17 protein-coding genes are annotated in these 15,583 nt (G+C 69.0%); 7 read left to right on the top strand and 10 right to left on the bottom strand.

What is annotated here, in order from left to right:
- From BJG92_RS12165 to BJG92_RS12185, 5 genes are all read right to left on the bottom strand, one after another.
- A partial coding sequence (locus tag BJG92_RS12165) for a biotin/lipoate A/B protein ligase family protein (RefSeq protein ID WP_232084265.1) occupies positions 1 to 1,002 on the bottom strand: 1,002 nt, incomplete at its 3' end.
- A gap of 111 nt (positions 1,003 to 1,113) precedes the next feature.
- A complete protein-coding gene (locus BJG92_RS12170) occupies positions 1,114 to 1,371 on the bottom strand; it encodes a type B 50S ribosomal protein L31 (RefSeq protein WP_011691973.1) in 258 nt (85 codons plus the stop codon).
- A gap of 152 nt (positions 1,372 to 1,523) precedes the next feature.
- Positions 1,524 to 2,333, bottom strand: coding sequence for an RNA methyltransferase (locus BJG92_RS12175; RefSeq protein ID WP_232084266.1), 810 nt, complete (start codon positions 2,331 to 2,333; stop codon positions 1,524 to 1,526).
- 7 nt (positions 2,334 to 2,340) lie between these two features.
- On the bottom strand, positions 2,341 to 3,126 hold the full coding sequence (locus BJG92_RS12180) for a sulfite exporter TauE/SafE family protein (RefSeq protein ID WP_232084267.1): 786 nt from the start codon (positions 3,124 to 3,126) through the stop codon (positions 2,341 to 2,343).
- A gap of 18 nt (positions 3,127 to 3,144) precedes the next feature.
- The gene (locus tag BJG92_RS12185) at positions 3,145 to 3,930 is read right to left on the bottom strand and encodes an ABC transporter ATP-binding protein (protein WP_232084268.1); all 786 of its coding nucleotides are present in this window, start codon (positions 3,928 to 3,930) and stop codon (positions 3,145 to 3,147) included.
- A 154-nt stretch (positions 3,931 to 4,084) separates the two neighbouring features.
- Here BJG92_RS12185 and serB point away from each other — a divergent pair, with 154 nt between their 5' ends.
- The gene (gene serB / locus BJG92_RS12190; RefSeq protein ID WP_232084269.1) at positions 4,085 to 5,014 is read left to right on the top strand and encodes a phosphoserine phosphatase SerB; all 930 of its coding nucleotides are present in this window, start codon (positions 4,085 to 4,087) and stop codon (positions 5,012 to 5,014) included.
- A 119-nt stretch (positions 5,015 to 5,133) separates the two neighbouring features.
- Here the strand turns inward: serB and BJG92_RS12195 are convergent, their stop codons facing one another.
- Entirely contained in the window at positions 5,134 to 5,886 is a 753-nt protein-coding gene (locus BJG92_RS12195) for an SDR family oxidoreductase (protein ID WP_232084270.1), read from the bottom strand.
- 217 nt (positions 5,887 to 6,103) lie between these two features.
- Entirely contained in the window at positions 6,104 to 6,829 is a 726-nt protein-coding gene (gene fabG / locus BJG92_RS12200; protein WP_232084271.1) for a 3-oxoacyl-ACP reductase FabG, read from the bottom strand.
- Positions 6,830 to 7,017: 188 nt separating this feature from the next.
- Here fabG and BJG92_RS12205 point away from each other — a divergent pair, with 188 nt between their 5' ends.
- The 3 genes from BJG92_RS12205 to BJG92_RS12215 are packed head-to-tail and all read left to right on the top strand — an operon-like array spanning position 7,018 to position 8,657.
- Positions 7,018 to 7,527, top strand: coding sequence for a DUF3099 domain-containing protein (locus tag BJG92_RS12205; RefSeq protein ID WP_232084272.1), 510 nt, complete (start codon positions 7,018 to 7,020; stop codon positions 7,525 to 7,527).
- Entirely contained in the window at positions 7,524 to 7,781 is a 258-nt protein-coding gene (locus BJG92_RS12210) for a hypothetical protein (RefSeq protein WP_232084273.1), read from the top strand. Before BJG92_RS12205 ends, BJG92_RS12210 begins: the two co-directional genes overlap by 4 nt.
- On the top strand, positions 7,782 to 8,657 hold the full coding sequence (locus BJG92_RS12215) for an SURF1 family protein (RefSeq protein WP_232084274.1): 876 nt from the start codon (positions 7,782 to 7,784) through the stop codon (positions 8,655 to 8,657). It begins immediately after the preceding gene.
- A 73-nt stretch (positions 8,658 to 8,730) separates the two neighbouring features.
- Here the strand turns inward: BJG92_RS12215 and BJG92_RS12220 are convergent, their stop codons facing one another.
- Positions 8,731 to 10,329 carry an ABC-F family ATP-binding cassette domain-containing protein gene (locus BJG92_RS12220; protein WP_232084275.1) on the bottom strand — a complete coding sequence of 533 codons (1,599 nt, stop codon included), beginning with the start codon at positions 10,327 to 10,329 and terminating at the stop codon, positions 8,731 to 8,733.
- A gap of 278 nt (positions 10,330 to 10,607) precedes the next feature.
- Between BJG92_RS12220 and BJG92_RS12225 the strand changes: the two genes are divergently transcribed.
- The 3 genes from BJG92_RS12225 to BJG92_RS12235 are packed head-to-tail and all read left to right on the top strand — an operon-like array spanning position 10,608 to position 12,633.
- A complete protein-coding gene (locus BJG92_RS12225; RefSeq protein ID WP_232084276.1) occupies positions 10,608 to 11,279 on the top strand; it encodes a biotin transporter BioY in 672 nt (223 codons plus the stop codon).
- A complete protein-coding gene (locus BJG92_RS12230; RefSeq protein WP_232084277.1) occupies positions 11,276 to 12,004 on the top strand; it encodes an energy-coupling factor ABC transporter ATP-binding protein in 729 nt (242 codons plus the stop codon). The genes BJG92_RS12225 and BJG92_RS12230 overlap by 4 nt, the downstream gene beginning before the upstream one ends.
- Positions 12,001 to 12,633: an energy-coupling factor transporter transmembrane protein EcfT gene (locus BJG92_RS12235; RefSeq protein WP_232084278.1), complete on the top strand. Its 633-nt coding sequence runs from the start codon at positions 12,001 to 12,003 to the stop codon at positions 12,631 to 12,633. The genes BJG92_RS12230 and BJG92_RS12235 overlap by 4 nt, the downstream gene beginning before the upstream one ends.
- Before the next feature lie 259 nt (positions 12,634 to 12,892).
- Here BJG92_RS12235 and BJG92_RS12240 read toward each other — a convergent pair whose 3' ends face one another.
- Together BJG92_RS12240 and BJG92_RS12245 are read right to left on the bottom strand one after the other, a co-directional pair.
- Positions 12,893 to 14,092: a thiolase family protein gene (locus BJG92_RS12240; protein WP_232084279.1), complete on the bottom strand. Its 1,200-nt coding sequence runs from the start codon at positions 14,090 to 14,092 to the stop codon at positions 12,893 to 12,895.
- On the bottom strand, positions 14,085 to 15,527 hold the full coding sequence (locus BJG92_RS12245) for a class I adenylate-forming enzyme family protein (RefSeq protein ID WP_232084280.1): 1,443 nt from the start codon (positions 15,525 to 15,527) through the stop codon (positions 14,085 to 14,087). Before BJG92_RS12245 ends, BJG92_RS12240 begins: the two co-directional genes overlap by 8 nt.
- Positions 15,528 to 15,583: the final 56 nt, after the last annotated feature.

Raw genomic sequence — 15,583 nt, forward strand, 5'->3', positions numbered from 1 at the left:
GACCTCCATCATGGCCGCCACGATTTCCGCCCGGGCCAGGCCGGTCTGGCGCCGCAGCGGATCCACCCGCTTCTTGGCGCTCGTCGTGCCCTTGTCGGAGAGCTTCTCCTTGCCGATCCGCAGCACCTGGACCATTTTGTCGGCATCGATGTCGTAGCTCATGGTGACGTGGTGCAGCATGCCGCCGCTGGCCAGCCGCTTCTGCGCGGCACCGCCGATTTTGCCCTGGTCCGTGGCGATGTCATTGAGGGGCACGTAGAACGCGCTGACGCCGACTCTTTCGAGCGCCGCCATAACCCAGGCGTCGAGGAAGCGGTAGGAGTCGGCGAAGCTGATGCCGTCCACGAGGGTCTGGGGCAGGTACAGCGAGTACGTAATGCAGTTGCCGGCCTCCATGAACATCGCTCCGCCGCCGCTGATCCGGCGGACCACGCTGATACCGTGCCGGGCCACCCCGTCGGGATCGAGTTCGTTGCGGACGGACTGGAAGCTGCCGATCACCACGGACGGCTCTTCCCAGTCCCAGAAGCGCAGCGTCGGGTTACGGCGCCCGGCACCGACTTCCTCGGTGAGCACCTCGTCGAGGGCGACGTTGACGTGGGTCGGCAGCACGGAGGGCGCAATGATGTTCCAGTGGTGGTCGGCCCAGCCGGTGGCCTTCGCGAGGGCGCGGCGGACGGTGACCGCGACGGCGTCGGCGGAGAACCCGAAGAGGACCGCGTCACGCGGGAGGGCCGCCGCCACGGCAGCGCTGAGGTGAGCGGCGCTCGAATCTGCCGGGAGGCCGGTGAGGGCCCTGTTGATCGCCAGGAGTGCCTCGTCGGGTTCGAGGAAGAAGTCACCGCTGAGCGAGACGTTGGCCAGGGCGCCGTCGACGACGTCGAAATCGGCGACCACGAGCTTGCCGCCGGGGACCTTGTACTCCCCGTGGCGGTAATCCCCGTGGCGGCCGCCGCCGTCGTGACCGCTGCTGGAACCCGATGCCGGGGGAAGGAATGTCATGTCCTTAATCCTGCCACGCGGCGGCTGCCCTGCAGACACAGTGGGGCCGGACGCAAAGAGCCCGCACCGTAAACGGTGCGGGCTCTTCCAAAAGACCTTGGGGAGAAGGAGTTACTTCTTGCCGCCGAAGCCCTTGAAGCGAGCGTTGAAGCGCTCGACGCGGCCTGCAGAGTCCATGATGCGCTGCTTGCCCGTGTAGAACGGGTGGGACTCGGAGGAGATTTCGACGTCGATAACCGGGTAGGTGTTTCCGTCTTCCCACTCGATGGTCTTCTTGGAAGACACGGTGGACTTGGTGAGGAACTTGACGCCGGAAGCCAGGTCGTTGAAAACAACAGCTTCGTACTTCGGGTGGGTATTGGACTTCATAATTGGACCTTTGTTCGCACAACTGGATTTTGCCAGTTGCCAGGTATGAATGGGATGGCGTACCGGCACCTGTCGGCGCAGCACAGCCAGCTACCAATAATAGCGGATAACGGTGGGGCCGACGAACACTCCGGACCGGGAGACGGAACGCGTCAGTCCCGGGGCCGCAGCTCCCAGAACGCGACGGCGGACGCGGCCGCAACGTTGAGCGAGTCGACCCCGGCCCGCATGGGGATCCTCACGGCAAGGTCGACGGCGGCGAGTGTGCCTTCGCTCATCCCGGCGCCTTCGGTGCCGAGCACCAGGGCCAGTTTGTCGGGCTTCCGCGCGGCGAGGACGTCGAGGTCCACGGCGTCGCCGGTGAGCTCCAGTGCGGCCACGGTGAAGCCCTGCTCCCGCAACATCCGCAGCTCCCCCGGCCAGTCCTCCAGCCGCGCCCAGGGCACCTGGAACACCGTGCCCATGCTGACCCGGACGCTGCGCCGGTACAGCGGGTCCCCGCAGCGCGGCGAGACGAGGACGGCGTCCACCCCCAGAGCGGCGGCGGAACGGAAGATCGCGCCGACGTTCGTGTGGTCCACGATGTCCTCCAGGACGGCAACCCGGCGGGCGCCGGCGAGGAGCCGGGCAAGCGGCACGGGCTCCGGGCGGTGCATGGCGGCCATCGCCCCGCGGTGCAGGTGGAAGCCGGTGATCTCCTCGAGCAGCGCGGCGGTGCCGATGTACGCCGGCACGTCCGGGTACTGCTCGAAGATGTCCGTGAGGTCCTCGAGCCACTTCTCGGCGAGGAAGAAGGAGCGCGGCCGGTGCCCTGCCGCCAGCGCCCGGCGCAGCACGCGGGAGGATTCCGCGATGTAGAGGCCCTCGGCCGGTTCCCGCACTTTGCGCAGGTGGACGTCCGTCAGCCGGGTGTAGTCGGAGACCCGCGGGTCCTCGGCGGAGTCAAGGTGGTGGAAAGTCACAGGCACATCATTTCAGGAGGTTGGCCACCATGAAGCCCAGGGCCACGAGACCCAGGGTGAAGATGACCCCGCGCAGGACCACCGGCGAAAGCCGGCGGCCCACCCTGGAGCCGATGACGCCGCCGATCAGGGAGCTGACGGCAATGAGCCCGACGACGGTCCAGTCGATCCGGTCGAACGCGAAAAGCAGGTAGGACGCGGCCGCCACCACGTTCACGCCGAGCACCAGGAAATTCTTCATGGCGTTGGCGTTCTGGATGGTTCCGGTCATGAAAACGCCGAGGATGCCCACCAGCAGGATGCCCTGGGCCGCGACGAAGTAGCCGCCGTAGACACCCGCCAGGTAGACCAGCACCACGAGGACCACGCCGTGTCCCCGGTCCCGGACGGCATGCTCCGGGTTCTGTTCCCGGTCGCGGACCCACCGCTGGAGTTTGGGCTGGAACACGACCATCAGCAGGGCCACCACAATGAGGACGGGCGCGGCGTAGTAGAAGACCTTCTCCGGCAGGTGCAGCAGCAGGTAAGCCCCGGTGACGCCGCCGAGCAGCGAGGCGGGCAAGAGCCGGAGGAGCTGCTTGCCGCGTCCCTTGAGTTCCTTGCGGTAGCCCCACGCGCCGGCGGCGTTTCCGGCCACGAGGCCCGTCGCGTTGCTGATGGAGGCCGTGACAGGCGCGTAGCCGAGGGCGATCAGGACCGGGAACGTCACGAGCGTGCCGGAACCGACAACGCTGTTGATGGTTCCGGCCCAGAGCCCGGCAAAGAAAATGAAGACGCTATTGAGGAACTCCACGCGCGGTCAGCGGCCCCGTTAGCGGCGGGCGGTGGCGGTGTAACGCCCGGCGGCGACGCTGACGTCCAGCGGCAGCCCGAAGGTCTCGCTCAGGTTGCCGGCGGTGAGGACGTCTTCGAGCGGGCCCTGGGCTACCACCCTGCCGTCCCGCATGAGCATCGCATGGGTGAATCCGGGCGGAACCTCTTCGAGGTGGTGCGTGACCAGCACGATCGCGGGGGCGTCCTCGTCGCGGGCGAGTTCGCTGAGCCGGTGTACGAGGTCCTCGCGGCCGCCGAGGTCCAGACCGGCGGCGGGTTCGTCGAGGAGCAGCAGCTCGGGGTCCGTCATGAGGGCGCGGGCGATCTGGACGCGTTTGCGCTCCCCCTCGGACAGCGACGCGAAGGGACGGTTGAGCAGCGGCCCCATGCCCCATTCATTGAGCAGGGCGAAGGCGCGGCGTTCGTCGTCCCTTTCGTAGCCCTCGCGCCAGCGGCCCGTGACACCGTAGGCGGCAGTGACCACGACGTTGAGGACCTTCTCGTGCTCGGGGATCTGGTTCGCCAGGGCGGCCGAGGACAGGCCGATCCGGGGCCGGAGTTCAAAGACGTCGACGGCGCCGAGGATTTCCTCCAGGATGCCTGCCATGCCGGACGTGGGGTGGATCCGTGCGGCGGCGACCTGCAGCAGAGTGGTCTTGCCGGCGCCGTTGGGTCCCAGGATCACCCAACGCTCGCCCTCTTTGACCTGCCAGTCCACTTTGTTCAGGAGGGTTTTAGCCCCTCGTACAACGCTGACGGCGGCCATTTCAAGAACATCACTCATAGGAGTAGACACTAGGACAAAAAAGCTGACGACTGATAACCGGAACGGCAGCCCCGGGCAGCGTGGCGCCCGCCCGGGACCGGGGCGCCACCTTGGCGTCACCGGACTGCAACGAATTCGGGCCGGTATCGGCACGCTCGCTAGGATTACAGCCATGAGTTTGAACGTGACCGCAGTCAGCTATGCCCGCCAACTGTCCCAGCCCGAGGTTCAGCAGGTACGTGCGGTGCTGGCCGCGGCCGGCCTGGCGATGGACGCCGAATCCCGCGCGGGCGACGACCGCTTCGAGGTGTACACCGCGGACGGCACGCTGGAGGGCCTCCCCGGGGGCGCCGACGGCGACGCGGCAGGGCCTGACCGGCGTCGGGCAGTGGCGGGGCTGCGCCGGGCAGTGGCGGATCACGGCGTCGACGGCGTCGACACGGCGATCGTGCCGGGAACGCTCCGGAACGCGGCACGGAAATTCCTCATCATGGATGTGGACTCCACGTTGATCCAGCAGGAGGTCATCGAGCTCCTGGCCGCCTACGCCGGCAAGCGCTCAGAGGTCGCCGCGGTCACGGAGGCCGCCATGCGCGGCGAACTGGACTTCGCCCAGAGCCTGCACGCCCGGGTCGCGGTGCTCGCCGGGCTGGGGTCCGACGTCGTCGATTCCGTCCGCGCCGAGGTCAGGCTCACTGCGGGGGCGGCGGAACTCGTGGCGGCATTCCAGGCCGCGGGCCACGCCGTGGCCGTGGTGTCCGGCGGCTTCAACCAGATCCTCCGTCCGATCGCGGCGGACCTGGGCCTGGACTACTGGATCGCCAACGAGCTTGAAATCGCCGACGGGGTGCTGACCGGAAAGGTCATCGGCGAGGTGATCGACCGGGCAGCCAAGGAAAAGTACCTGCGCGAGTGGGCGGCAAAGGAGGGCATCCCGATGGAGCACACTATTGCCGTCGGCGACGGCGCCAACGACCTGGACATGCTGGGCGCCGCCGGGCTCGGCATCGCCTTCAACGCCAAGCCGGCCGTCCGCGCCGCCGCTGACGCTGCGGTTAACCTGCCGTACCTGGACGCCGTCCGTCACATCGCCGGAGTCTGAGGCTGGACTGGCAACACGGAACAACTGGTAACACGGAACAGCAGGCAACACGGAACAACAGCGAAGGCCGGGGCGGTTTGCCCCGGCCTTCCCTCACATTGCGCCGAAGCGGCTGATGCTTAGCTATTGCTCTTGTCGAAGTAGTCGGAGCCGCCCACGTACTCTGTGTGGCCGGCTTCGACGTCGGCCGTGACCATTTTGGCGACCTCTGCGGCAAACTCGGTGACCGAGTAGAGCCTGCCGGCCTCGGCGCGGCGTGCCTCGATGGCGCCCGGGTTGGAGCGGTCCAGCAGGGTGGCCGTGACCGTGCCCTCGATCATGTCGCCGGAGACGACGACGAGCGAGATGCCCTTCTCGGCGAGGTTCGGAACGAGTTCGCGGAGGGCGTCCTCGCCGGCGCGCTTGCTGCGGGCCACCGGCTCATAGTCCGGCATGGTGGGCACAGTGTCGATGAAGTGGGCCTGGTGGCTCGTCACGAAGACCACGCGGGACCCCTCGGGCATGAGCGGCACCGCGGCGTTGAGCATGTTCACTTGGGCGTCCCGGTTGAGCTTGAGCGCATAGCCCGCTTCCATCCCCGATTCCATCCCGCCGGAGGCGTTGAGCACCAGGATATCGAGGGAGCCGAAGTTTTCCATGGCAGCGCTGGCAAGGGCCTGCACGCCTTCCTGGGTGGTGAGGTCGGCGCCCACGGCGGCGGCACGGCCGCCGGCGGCCTCGATCTCCGAGACCACCTTGTTGGCACGCGGTGCCTTCTGGCGGTAGTTCACGACGACGGCTGCGCCCTCGGCGGCGAGGAACTTGGCGACTTCGGCGCCGATGCCCCTCGATGAACCGGTCACGATTGCGGTCTTGTTATCCAGCAGTCCCATTCGAGCTCCTTTGTTCCAAACGTCCAAAAACGGTGGGTCTGCAGTCCATCATGCCAGCGGTGCAGGGGTTTTCGGTTGTCCGGGTTCCACAAAGAAGCCGCTGGCGCGTAGTGCCGCCGGTCAGCTGCGGTTGATCCTGATTTTCCTGGCTGTTGCCTCCGGCGCCGGCGGACGCGCCGGCTGGTCCCGCCGTCGGCTCCCGCGTTCGGCTCCCGGTCTAGTGGCCCATGCCGAGGCCGCCGTCGACCGGGATGACGGCGCCGGAGATGTAGGCGGCCTCATCGCTGGCGATCCAGCGGACGACGTTGGCGACTTCGGATGCTTCGGCGAAGCGGCCGGCGGGAACCTTGGACAGGTAGTCCTTCTGGGTTGCTTCCGGCAGTTCCGCCGTCATATCGGTGTTGATGAAGCCGGGGGCCACCACGTTCGCGGTGATGCCGCGGCCGGCGAGTTCGCGGGTCAGGGACCTAGCCACGCCGACAAGGCCAGCCTTGGACGCCGAGTAATTGATCTGGCCCGGCGCGCCGTAAAGGCCCGAGACGGAGGAAATGAGGACCACGCGGCCCTTGCGCGCCCGGATCATTGCCTTGGAAGCCCGCTTGATGACGCGGAAGGCGCCGGTGAGGTTGGTGTCAATGACGGAGGTGAAGTCGTCCTCGCTCATGCGCATCAGCAGCGTGTCCTTGGTGATGCCGGCGTTGGCCACCAGCACCTCGACCGGGCCGTTGGCCGCCTCAACTTCCGTGAAGGCGGCATCCACCGAGGCTTCGTCCGTGACATCTGCCCTGACGCCGAGGATGCCCTCCGGAAGCGCGGACTCGCTGCGGTAGGTGACGGCCACCTTGTCCCCGTTGGCGAGGAAGGCCTCGGCGATGGCGAGGCCGATCCCCCGGTTGCCGCCGGTGATGAGGACGCTGCGGCCGGTGGTGACTGCTTCAGGCATGGTGGTGCTCCGTGATTCTGCGGCGGACGGCGCCGCGGTGGGGGCTGGATTTTCCTGCCTCCGATCTTAGCGCCCGCCGGTCCCGCGCTTGGGCCTCTCCCGGCGTTTGGGCGGGCCCCCCGCGTTTGGGCGGCGCCCCCGATGGTGAGAGAATTGAAGGAAGCCCTTGGGAGCGTGATCTGACAGCCTTGACACTCAAAAACCGATCCGGCGCGCCGACGCCCGGGACACCGGATGCGTCATCCGGTGAAACAGAGGTGCACAGCATTACGGACGCCGCCACAGCGCACTCCGAAGAGATGCGGCAGCGGATGATCAAATACGCCGTGGCCATGGGCATCCGCATGGTGTGCCTGGTCCTGATTTTTGTTGTGGACGGCTGGTTCAAGGTTCTCCCCATCATCGGCGCCGTGTTCCTGCCCTGGGTTGCCGTGGTGATCGCCAACGGCAGCGACACGGCGGAAATCCACAGCGACTCCCTGCTGGAGTCCGTTCCGCTGACTGAGCTTGCCGGCCCGGCAGCGGGCCCGGCGCCGTCCGGCGGGACCGGGTCACCCGCTGCCGAGGACCCCTCAATGACGCTGCTGCAGGGGGAACTTGTGGACGACGGCGACGCTTCTGTTGCGGACGAGGGTGACACTTCCGCCGGCGATCCTTCTCTCAAGGACGACGGCGACAACAGACGGGCAGCTTCGTGAACCTCTTCGACCTTGCCGGGAACGGCGGCACAGGCGGCCCTGCGGGCCCGGCCGATGCCGTCTGCTCCCGGAAGGCCTGCCGGGGCGCCGCCGAATGGCAGCTGCTCTGGAACAACCCGAAAATCCACACCGCGGAACGCCGCAAAATCTGGCTCGCCTGCGGCGAGCACCGGCCCTGGCTCGAGGACTACCTCCAGACCCGCGGGCTCTGGAAGGAAACCATGGCCCTCGACAACGCAGGCAAGGCACGCTGAATGTACCGTTTTCTCTTCTCCAGTAAGTGGCTGGGGTACCTGTTGCTGGCCGCGGTCTTCGCCACCGCGTGCGTCGGACTCGGGCGCTGGCAGATGGACCGCCGCGCCGAGACGCTGGCCGGAATCAACCGGGTGGTCTCGAACTACTCCGCCGCGCCCGTTCGCTTCGCCGACGTCAGGGCCGAGTTCAGCAAGCTGGACGCCGAGCGCGAATGGACCCAGGTGGAACTGCGCGGCAGCTACGACGAATCCGGCCAGCGGATCGTCCGGAACCGTCCGCTCAACGGCCAGCCCGGCTATGAGGTAGTGGTTCCCTTCAGGCTCGAAACCGGTGAGACGGTGGTCATTGACCGCGGCTGGCTGCCGATCGGCAACAACACTCCGGGCCGTCCTGACGCGGTTCCCGCGCCTCCCCGGGGCCAGGTGACCGTGGTGGCCCGCCTCAAGGCCGCCGAACCGGAGCTCCAGCGCGGCGCCCCGGATGGACAGCTGGCCTCCATTGACCTCGCCGCCTACTCCGCGCAGCTGGGTTACCCCCTGCTGACAGGCGCGTACGGCCAGCTCGCCTCCGAGTCCCCGTCCGTCCCCGACATGCCGGTGGCTTTCCCCAAGCCGACAACCGAGGAGGGCACGCACCTGTCCTACTCCCTGCAGTGGTTCGCCTTCGGGGTGCTGATGTTCGTCGGCTTCGGCTACGCGGCCCGGCAGCAGGCCCGGAACGCGGCGATCGACGCCGAGGAGCAGGAAGAGTCGGCCGAGGGCGGGTTCCTGCACTCCAGCGGGCCGGTGGCCCGGCGTCGTCCAGCTCCCCGGCAGCGGAAGAACGCCACGGCCGAGGAAGAAGAAGACGCGATCCTGGATGCCCAGGGTTACTGAGCCCAGGTTACTTAGCGCGAGTTACTGAGAGCGCCGGCAGGTACCCGGAACTATTGCGGGTCCGTGCGGGGTCCTACGCGAGCGTGATCAGGTCCAGGTAGTCTTCGTTCCAGTGGTCCTCGATGCCGTCGGGAAGCAGCACCACGCGCTCGGGGTTCAGCGCCGCGACGGCACCTTCGTCGTGGCTGACCAGCACGACGGCGCCGGTGTAGTTGCTGAGGGCGCCCAGGATCTCGGCGCGGCTGGCGGGGTCGAGGTTGTTGGTGGGCTCGTCGAGGAGCAGCACGTTCGCGCTCGAGGCCACGATGGTGGCCAGGGCCAGCCGGGTCTTCTCGCCGCCGGACAGCACGCCGGCGGGCTTGTCGACGTCGTCGCCGGAGAACAGGAACGAACCCAGGATGTTGCGGACTTCCGCGTCATTCATGTCCGGGGCTGAGGAGCGCATGTTCTGCAGGACGGTGCGGTCCACGTCGAGCGTTTCGTGCTCCTGGGCGTAGTAGCCCACCTTCAGGCCGTGGCCCGCAACGACTTCGCCGGTGTCCGGCTTGTCCACCCCGGCGAGCATCCGCAGCAGCGTGGTTTTACCGGCGCCGTTGAGGCCGAGGATGACCACCTTGGAGCCGCGGTCGATGGCGAGGTCCACGTCGGTGAAGATTTCCAGCGAGCCAAAGGACTTGCTGAGGCCATCAGCGGTGAGCGGGGTCTTGCCGCAGGGTGACGGGTCCGGGAAGCGCAGGGCAGCCACGCGGTCGGTCGCGCGGACGGCTTCCAGGCCACCCAGCAGGCGCTCGGCACGCTTGGCCATGTTCTGCGCGGCGACGGCCTTGGTGGCCTTGGCGCGCATCTTGTTGGCCTGGTCGATGAGGACCTGGGCCTTCTTTTCCGCGTTGGCGCGCTCCCGCTTGCGGGCCCGCTCATCCGTTTCGCGCTGCTGGAGGTAGCGCTTCCAGTCCATGTTGTAGAAGTCGATCTGGGCGCGGTTGGGATCCAGCAGGAACACCTTGTTGACGGTGGCTTCGAGCAGTTCGGTGTCGTGGCTGATCACGATCAGGCCGCCCTGGTGGTTCTTGAGGAACTCCCGGAGCCAGGCGATGGAGTCGGCGTCGAGGTGGTTGGTGGGCTCGTCGAGGAGCATGGTCTCGGCATCCGAGTACAGGATTCGGGCAAGCTCCACACGGCGGCGCTGGCCACCGGACAGGGTCTTCAGCGGCTGGTTTAGCAGCCGGTCCGGGAGGGCCAGGTTGGAGCAGATCGCGGCGGCCTCGGCCTCTGCCGCGTAGCCGCCGGCGGCCAGGAACTCGGATTCCAGCCGGTCGTAGCGGTTCATCGCCTTGCGCTGGACCTCGGCGTCCTCGCTGGCCATGTCCTCGTGGGTCTGCTTGAGCTTGCCGACGGCGATGTCCAGGCCGCGGGCGGCCAGGATCCGGTCACGGGCCAGCTGTTCCATGTCCGGGGTCCGCGGGTCCTGGGGCAGGTAGCCGATCTCCCCGCTGCGGGTGACCTTGCCGCCGGCGGGGATGCCTTCGCCCGCGAGCACCCGGGTCAGCGTGGTCTTTCCTGCACCGTTACGGCCGACGAGGCCGATCTTGTCTCCCTTGTCGATCCGGAAGCTCACCTGATCCATGAGGAGGCGGGCGCCGGCGCGCAGTTCGAGATCCTGGACGGTAATCAATGCAGCTAAGGCCTTTCACAACGGGGAACGCCGCGGCACAACGGATGGAAGCTGGAGGGGGCCGGGGCAGTGCGGCCGAGAGAACGGCCTTTACCAGTCTACCGGCCTTGCCCCTGCTCGATGACACGCTGCGGACCGGCCGGCCCCCGGGCCACCTTTGGCGGCAGTCTCCAGCATCCGGACGGCAGACTAGTAGGGCCCCTACAAGAAAGAAGGGAAGCGACCGCCGTATCGTCGAAAGCAAGCCCCGTTCCCCGATCCGTGCGACAGGAATCATCATGACCCAGACTGGCAACGTTGTCCCGGAAAAAGTCACGACCGCCAAGAAGCGGCGGGCCAGCTGGAACGCCACAGACCTCGGCCTCATCGCTGTGTTCGCGGCCCTCGTGGCCGGATCCGCGCTGATCGCCGCTGTCCCGGTGGGCGGACTGGGCGTCCCGATCACGGTGCAGACGCTCGCCGTGATGCTGACCGGGCTCGCCCTCGGCCCGGGTCGTGCGTTCTCCGCCGTCGGATTGTATGTGCTCCTCGGACTTGCCGGACTGCCGATCTTCAGCGGCGGCCGCAGCGGCCTCGGCATCCTGGCCGGGCCCTCCGCCGGCTACATCATCGGTTTCCCGCTGGCCGCGGCGGCGGTGGGCTGGCTGGCCGCCGTCGTACTCCGCCGGACCGCCGGCCGGTCCGGGAAGATCCGGGCCGTTCTCCTCTTCGCCGCCGCGATGGTGAGCAGCATCATCTTTGTCCATGCCCTGGGGATCCTCGGCATGATGGTCAACGCCAAGCTGAGCCTGCCGGCGGCCTTCCTCGCGGACCTCGCGTATTACCCCGGCGATGTGATCAAGAACGTGCTTGCCGTGACCATCGCACTGTCCCTGCACAGGGCCTTCCCGGATCTGCTGCTCCGCCGCGTCCGCACGGCACCTGCCGGGCCGGCAAGCGCGCACCCGTGAGCATCATCCTGGACCGGGTGGCGGTGCGGGTCGCGGTGGATGGCCGTCCGGCCCCCAAGATCCTGCTCGATGAGCTGTCGCTTGAGCTCGTGGAGCGGCGGATCGGTGTCATCGGCGCCAACGGGTCGGGCAAGTCCACGCTGCTCCGGCTTCTCAACGGGCTGGTTGCCCCCAGCAGCGGCAACGTCACGGTGGCTGGCTACGACACGGTCCGGAGCGTGCGGGACGTCCGGCGCCGGGTCGGGTTTGTCTTCACCGATCCGCTCTCCCAGTTGGTGATGCCCACCGGCCGGGAGGACGTGGAGCTGTCCCTGCGGCGCTCGGTGCGCAATCCCCGGGAACGCCGTGCGCTCGCGGAGTCGGCCCTGGCGCGGTTCGGGCTGCTGGCCCTGGCGGACCAGAGCATCTACGAGCTGTCCGGCGGCGAACGCCAGCTCCTGGCCCTCGCGGCGGTCCTGGCGGTGGACCCCGCGGTGCTGGTGCTCGACGAGCCGTCCACCCTGCTGGACCTGCGCAACCGCGAACTGCTCCGGCGGACCATCGCCGGGCTGAGCCAGCAGGTCATCCTCTCCACCCACGACCTCGAGCTGGCCCGGGACATGGACCGGGTCCTGGTGCTCGATGCGGGCAAGGTGGTGTTCGACGGCGCCCCGGACGACGCCGTCGCCCAGTACCGCGCGCTGTGCACTGCGGGATTGGAGCTGCCGGCCGGGGAGCAGAAATGAGCGGGCATGGTTTCCTGCTCGCCAACTATGTCCCGGGGGGATCGCCGGTCCACCGCTCGCCGCTGTGGCTGAAGTTCCTGCTGGTCCTGGCCTGCGGGATGGCGTCCTTCCTCATCGCCGACTGGGCGGTGTCCGCCTGCGTGCTGGTGCTCCTGTGCGGCGTGTTCCTCCTCAGCGGGGCCGGCGCCGCGCGCCTGGTCCGGGCCGTGCGTCCTGTCCTGCCGGTCCTCGCGGCGATCGGCCTGTTTCAGTGGTGGCAGCTCGGCGGCCCGACGGCGGCGCGGATCGTACTCAACGTGCTCGTCTGCGTCGTTGCCGCCTCGATCCTGACGGCGACGACCCCTGTACAGGAACTCCTGGACGGGGTGGCCTCCCTGGCCCGTCCATTCCGGCGCTTCGGCGCGGACCCCGAACGCTTCGCCCTGACCATCGCCATCATGCTGCGCAGCATCCCGTTCGTCGCCGGAGCCTACGCCGACGTCCGGAACTCCGCCCGTGCCCGCGGGCTGGAGCGGAACCCCAGGGCCCTCGTGCTGCCCGTATTCATCACGTCCGTGGCCTTCGCCCGCCAAACCGGCGAGGCCCTGGCCGCACGGGGGCTGGGCGACGCCGAGGACCAGGGCTCCTAACCCTCCCCTCCTCCTGCGGGACATGCGCTCCGCTTAGCCCTGCCTGGGGACATGCGCTCCCCTTCCCGCGGCCACTGGACATAGACCCACTGTGCCCATTGCCTGGCCCAAGGACTGGGCATGTCCCGCGGAACCTCCTTAGGCACCTGCCCAGCCTTTAGCCCCTGCCCGGGGACATGTGCCGCCCTCCCCGCGGCCACTGGACATAGACCCACTATGCCCATTGCCTGGCCCGAGCACTGGGCATGTCCCCCGGAACCTAGGGGAACGTGCGGTATTCCAGCAGCGCGGCGGTGCCCATGCCGCCGGCGATGCTGATCAGGGCCAGTGCCAGCAGTCCATCCGAGCCGCGGCGGCGGGCCTGGGCCAGCAGCCGCGTGACCAGCACCGCGCCCGAGGCGCCGTAGGCGTGCCCCAACGCCAGGGCCCCGCCGTCGAGGTTTGCTCGGTCCGGGTCAATGGCCAGCAGGTCCAGGCAGGCAAGGGCCTGGGCAGCGAACGCCTCGTTGAACTCGACCAGGCCCAGCTCGCCGCCCGTGAGACCCACAGCGTCCAGCAGCCTCCGCCCGGCCGCCGCCGCGCCGATGCCGAGGAATTGCGGGTCCACGCCGGCGGTGTCGGTACCGAGCACCAGCAGGCCGTCGCGGGCGCCCAGTTCGCGCGCCCGCTGCACGGAGGTGATCACGACGGCGGCCGCACCGTCCGCGTCGAAGCAGGAGTTCCCGGCGGTGACGGTGCCCCCAGCGGCAAACGCCGGCGGGAACCGCGCCAGCACAGCCCCGGACAGCCCCGGCCGCGGCCCGTCATCCGCCGTCACGGGCCTGTTCGGGCCCGCCAACGGGACCAGTTCGCCGTCGAACAGCCCGGCAGCGGCGGCGGCAAGGGCCCTGCAGTGGCTGCGCAGCGCAAAGGCGTCCTGCCGTTCCCGGGCGATGCCGTAGCGGGCGGCCACGTTTTCGGCGGCCACCCCCATGTCCGGATCCCCGTGGCCCGGCGGCGCGAACTGCGCCCGCGCGAAGAACTCGGGATCGCCCTGGGAACCGGGGTGGGCGCGGAGCGGCGCCGTGCTGATGCTTTCCACGCCGCCGGCGAGGTACACGCTGCCCCCGATGCCTCCGCCGGCTGCCACGAGTCGGGAAGCGAGCACGATCGCGTCCAGTCCGGAACCGCACTGCCGGTCCACCGTGAGTCCGGGGACGCTGACCGGCAGCCCGGCCTCCAGTGCCGAGAGCCGGGCCACGTTCCCGCCGCCGCCCACGGCGTTACCGATCACCACGTCCGCCACCGACCCGGGTGCCACACCGGCATCGTCGAGGAGGCTGCGGAGCACCGGTGCCAGGAGCTCGTGGGCACGCAGGGTCTTCAGCGCCCCGTTGGAGCGGCAGATGGGGGTGCGGCGGGCGGCGATGATGACCGGCTGCCGGTCCTCCGGCAGGGTCCCGGTCCGGAGCTCAGCCAAGTCGCCGGATCCTGGGATCGTTGCCGGCGATCCAGTCGAGCAGGAGCTGCCGGCTGAGCTTGCCGCGGTCCGTCACCGGCAGCTCGGCCAGCGCAAAGAACTCCAGCGGGCGCTTGCTGCGCGGCAGCACGTCCTCCACGCCCGCTGTGAGCTGGGTCGCGGTGACCCCGCCGTGGGACAGGACGACGGCGGCCACGACGCGCTGACCCCGGATGTCGTCCGGCCGGCCGGCCGCCACCGCCGAGGCGACGCCGGGGACTGAAGCGAGGGCCAGTTCCACCTCGTGGGGGTAGACGTTGGTTCCGGCCGTGATGATCATGTCCGAGCGCCGGCCGAGCATGTGCAAGGTCCCGTCGGCGACGTAGCCCTGGTCTCCCACGGTGTACCAGCCCGCAAAGCTGCGCAGGGCGTCGCCGTCGTCGCCCCAGAGGTAGCCCTCGCTGACCATCCCGCTGCGGACGCAGATATTGCCGTCCCTGCCGTCCGGACGTTCCGCCCCCGCGTCGTCCAGGATCCGGACCTCGACGCCGGGAAACGGGCGCCCGATGCCCGTCCCGCCGGGTGCCGTAGCCTGCCCGGGCAGCAGCCCGGCCCCGGAGACGAAGCTGAGCTCCGAGGCCCCGTAATACTCAAAGATGGTCGCGTTGGGCGCCCAGCGGCGTGCCGCTTCCAGCGTCCGGGCATCGAGCTTCGAGCCGGCACAGATGATGGTGCGGATCCCCGAGGCGTCCACGCCCCCGCTCAGGCCCCGCTCGCTGAGCAGCCTCAGCATCGTGGGAACCAGGACCAGGCGGGTGATCCCGTCGTGGACCACTGCGGCGTGCGCGTCGCCGACGTCGAAGCGCGCCAGGCTGTGGAATTCCGACCCGGCGTAGAGGCACTCGGCCAGGGCGTACAGGTTCAGGCTGGCGGCGAGCGGCCCGGGCGCCAGGGTCCGGTCCTGCGGGGTCAGGCCGAAGAACTCGATCGAGGCCTCGAACGACTTCTGCCAGGACCGGCGCGTGCGCGTGAAGGCTTTGGGAACGGCGGTGGTGCCTGACGTGAGACCGATCAGGAACCGTGAATCGGCCGGCCCGTCAATGAGTTCGACCTCGGCCGCCGCGGCGCCGGCCACGGAGCCAGGCGCGGGGGACCCTCCGGCCACAGCCGACGGCGCCGCCGCCCGGATCCTGTCCGTGATCGTGTCCTGCAGCTGCTGCGGCCAGGACGGATCCAGCACCGCGCACTGCCGCTCCCCCGCGACGGCGGCAGCGAAGGCGACGGCGAACTGCACGGAGTTGTGTTCTGAGAGCACGGTGACGGCCGGCGCCGCGGCCACCTGCGCCGCAGCGGCCTCGCACAGGCCCGCCCAACCCAGGCGCTGTCCGGCCACGACGACGGCGGTGGCGTCGGGGCGCTCGCCGGCCCAGTGCCGGAGTCTGTCGAGGAAAGGCATCGGCTCAACTTTACCGGCACGGCACGCTCCCGTCGGCGGTAACCGATATTGTGACA

Source organism: Arthrobacter sp. SO5 (assembly GCF_020532805.1).
In the GTDB taxonomy this organism is placed as follows: Bacteria; Actinomycetota; Actinomycetes; order Actinomycetales; family Micrococcaceae; genus Arthrobacter.

Coding starts and splice junctions, on each gene's coding strand:
- BJG92_RS12215 (WP_232084274.1), top strand. CDS start 7,782: ATGTACCGTTTTCTCTTCTCCAGTAAGTGGCTGGGGTACCTGTTGCTG.
- BJG92_RS12195 (WP_232084270.1), bottom strand. CDS start 5,886: ATGGGACTGCTGGATAACAAGACCGCAATCGTGACCGGTTCATCGAGG.
- serB (WP_232084269.1), top strand. CDS start 4,085: ATGAGTTTGAACGTGACCGCAGTCAGCTATGCCCGCCAACTGTCCCAG.
- BJG92_RS12235 (WP_232084278.1), top strand. CDS start 12,001: ATGAGCGGGCATGGTTTCCTGCTCGCCAACTATGTCCCGGGGGGATCG.
- BJG92_RS12185 (WP_232084268.1), bottom strand. CDS start 3,930: ATGAGTGATGTTCTTGAAATGGCCGCCGTCAGCGTTGTACGAGGGGCT.
- BJG92_RS12170 (WP_011691973.1), bottom strand. CDS start 1,371: ATGAAGTCCAATACCCACCCGAAGTACGAAGCTGTTGTTTTCAACGAC.
- BJG92_RS12245 (WP_232084280.1), bottom strand. CDS start 15,527: ATGCCTTTCCTCGACAGACTCCGGCACTGGGCCGGCGAGCGCCCCGAC.
- fabG (WP_232084271.1), bottom strand. CDS start 6,829: ATGCCTGAAGCAGTCACCACCGGCCGCAGCGTCCTCATCACCGGCGGC.
- BJG92_RS12225 (WP_232084276.1), top strand. CDS start 10,608: ATGACCCAGACTGGCAACGTTGTCCCGGAAAAAGTCACGACCGCCAAG.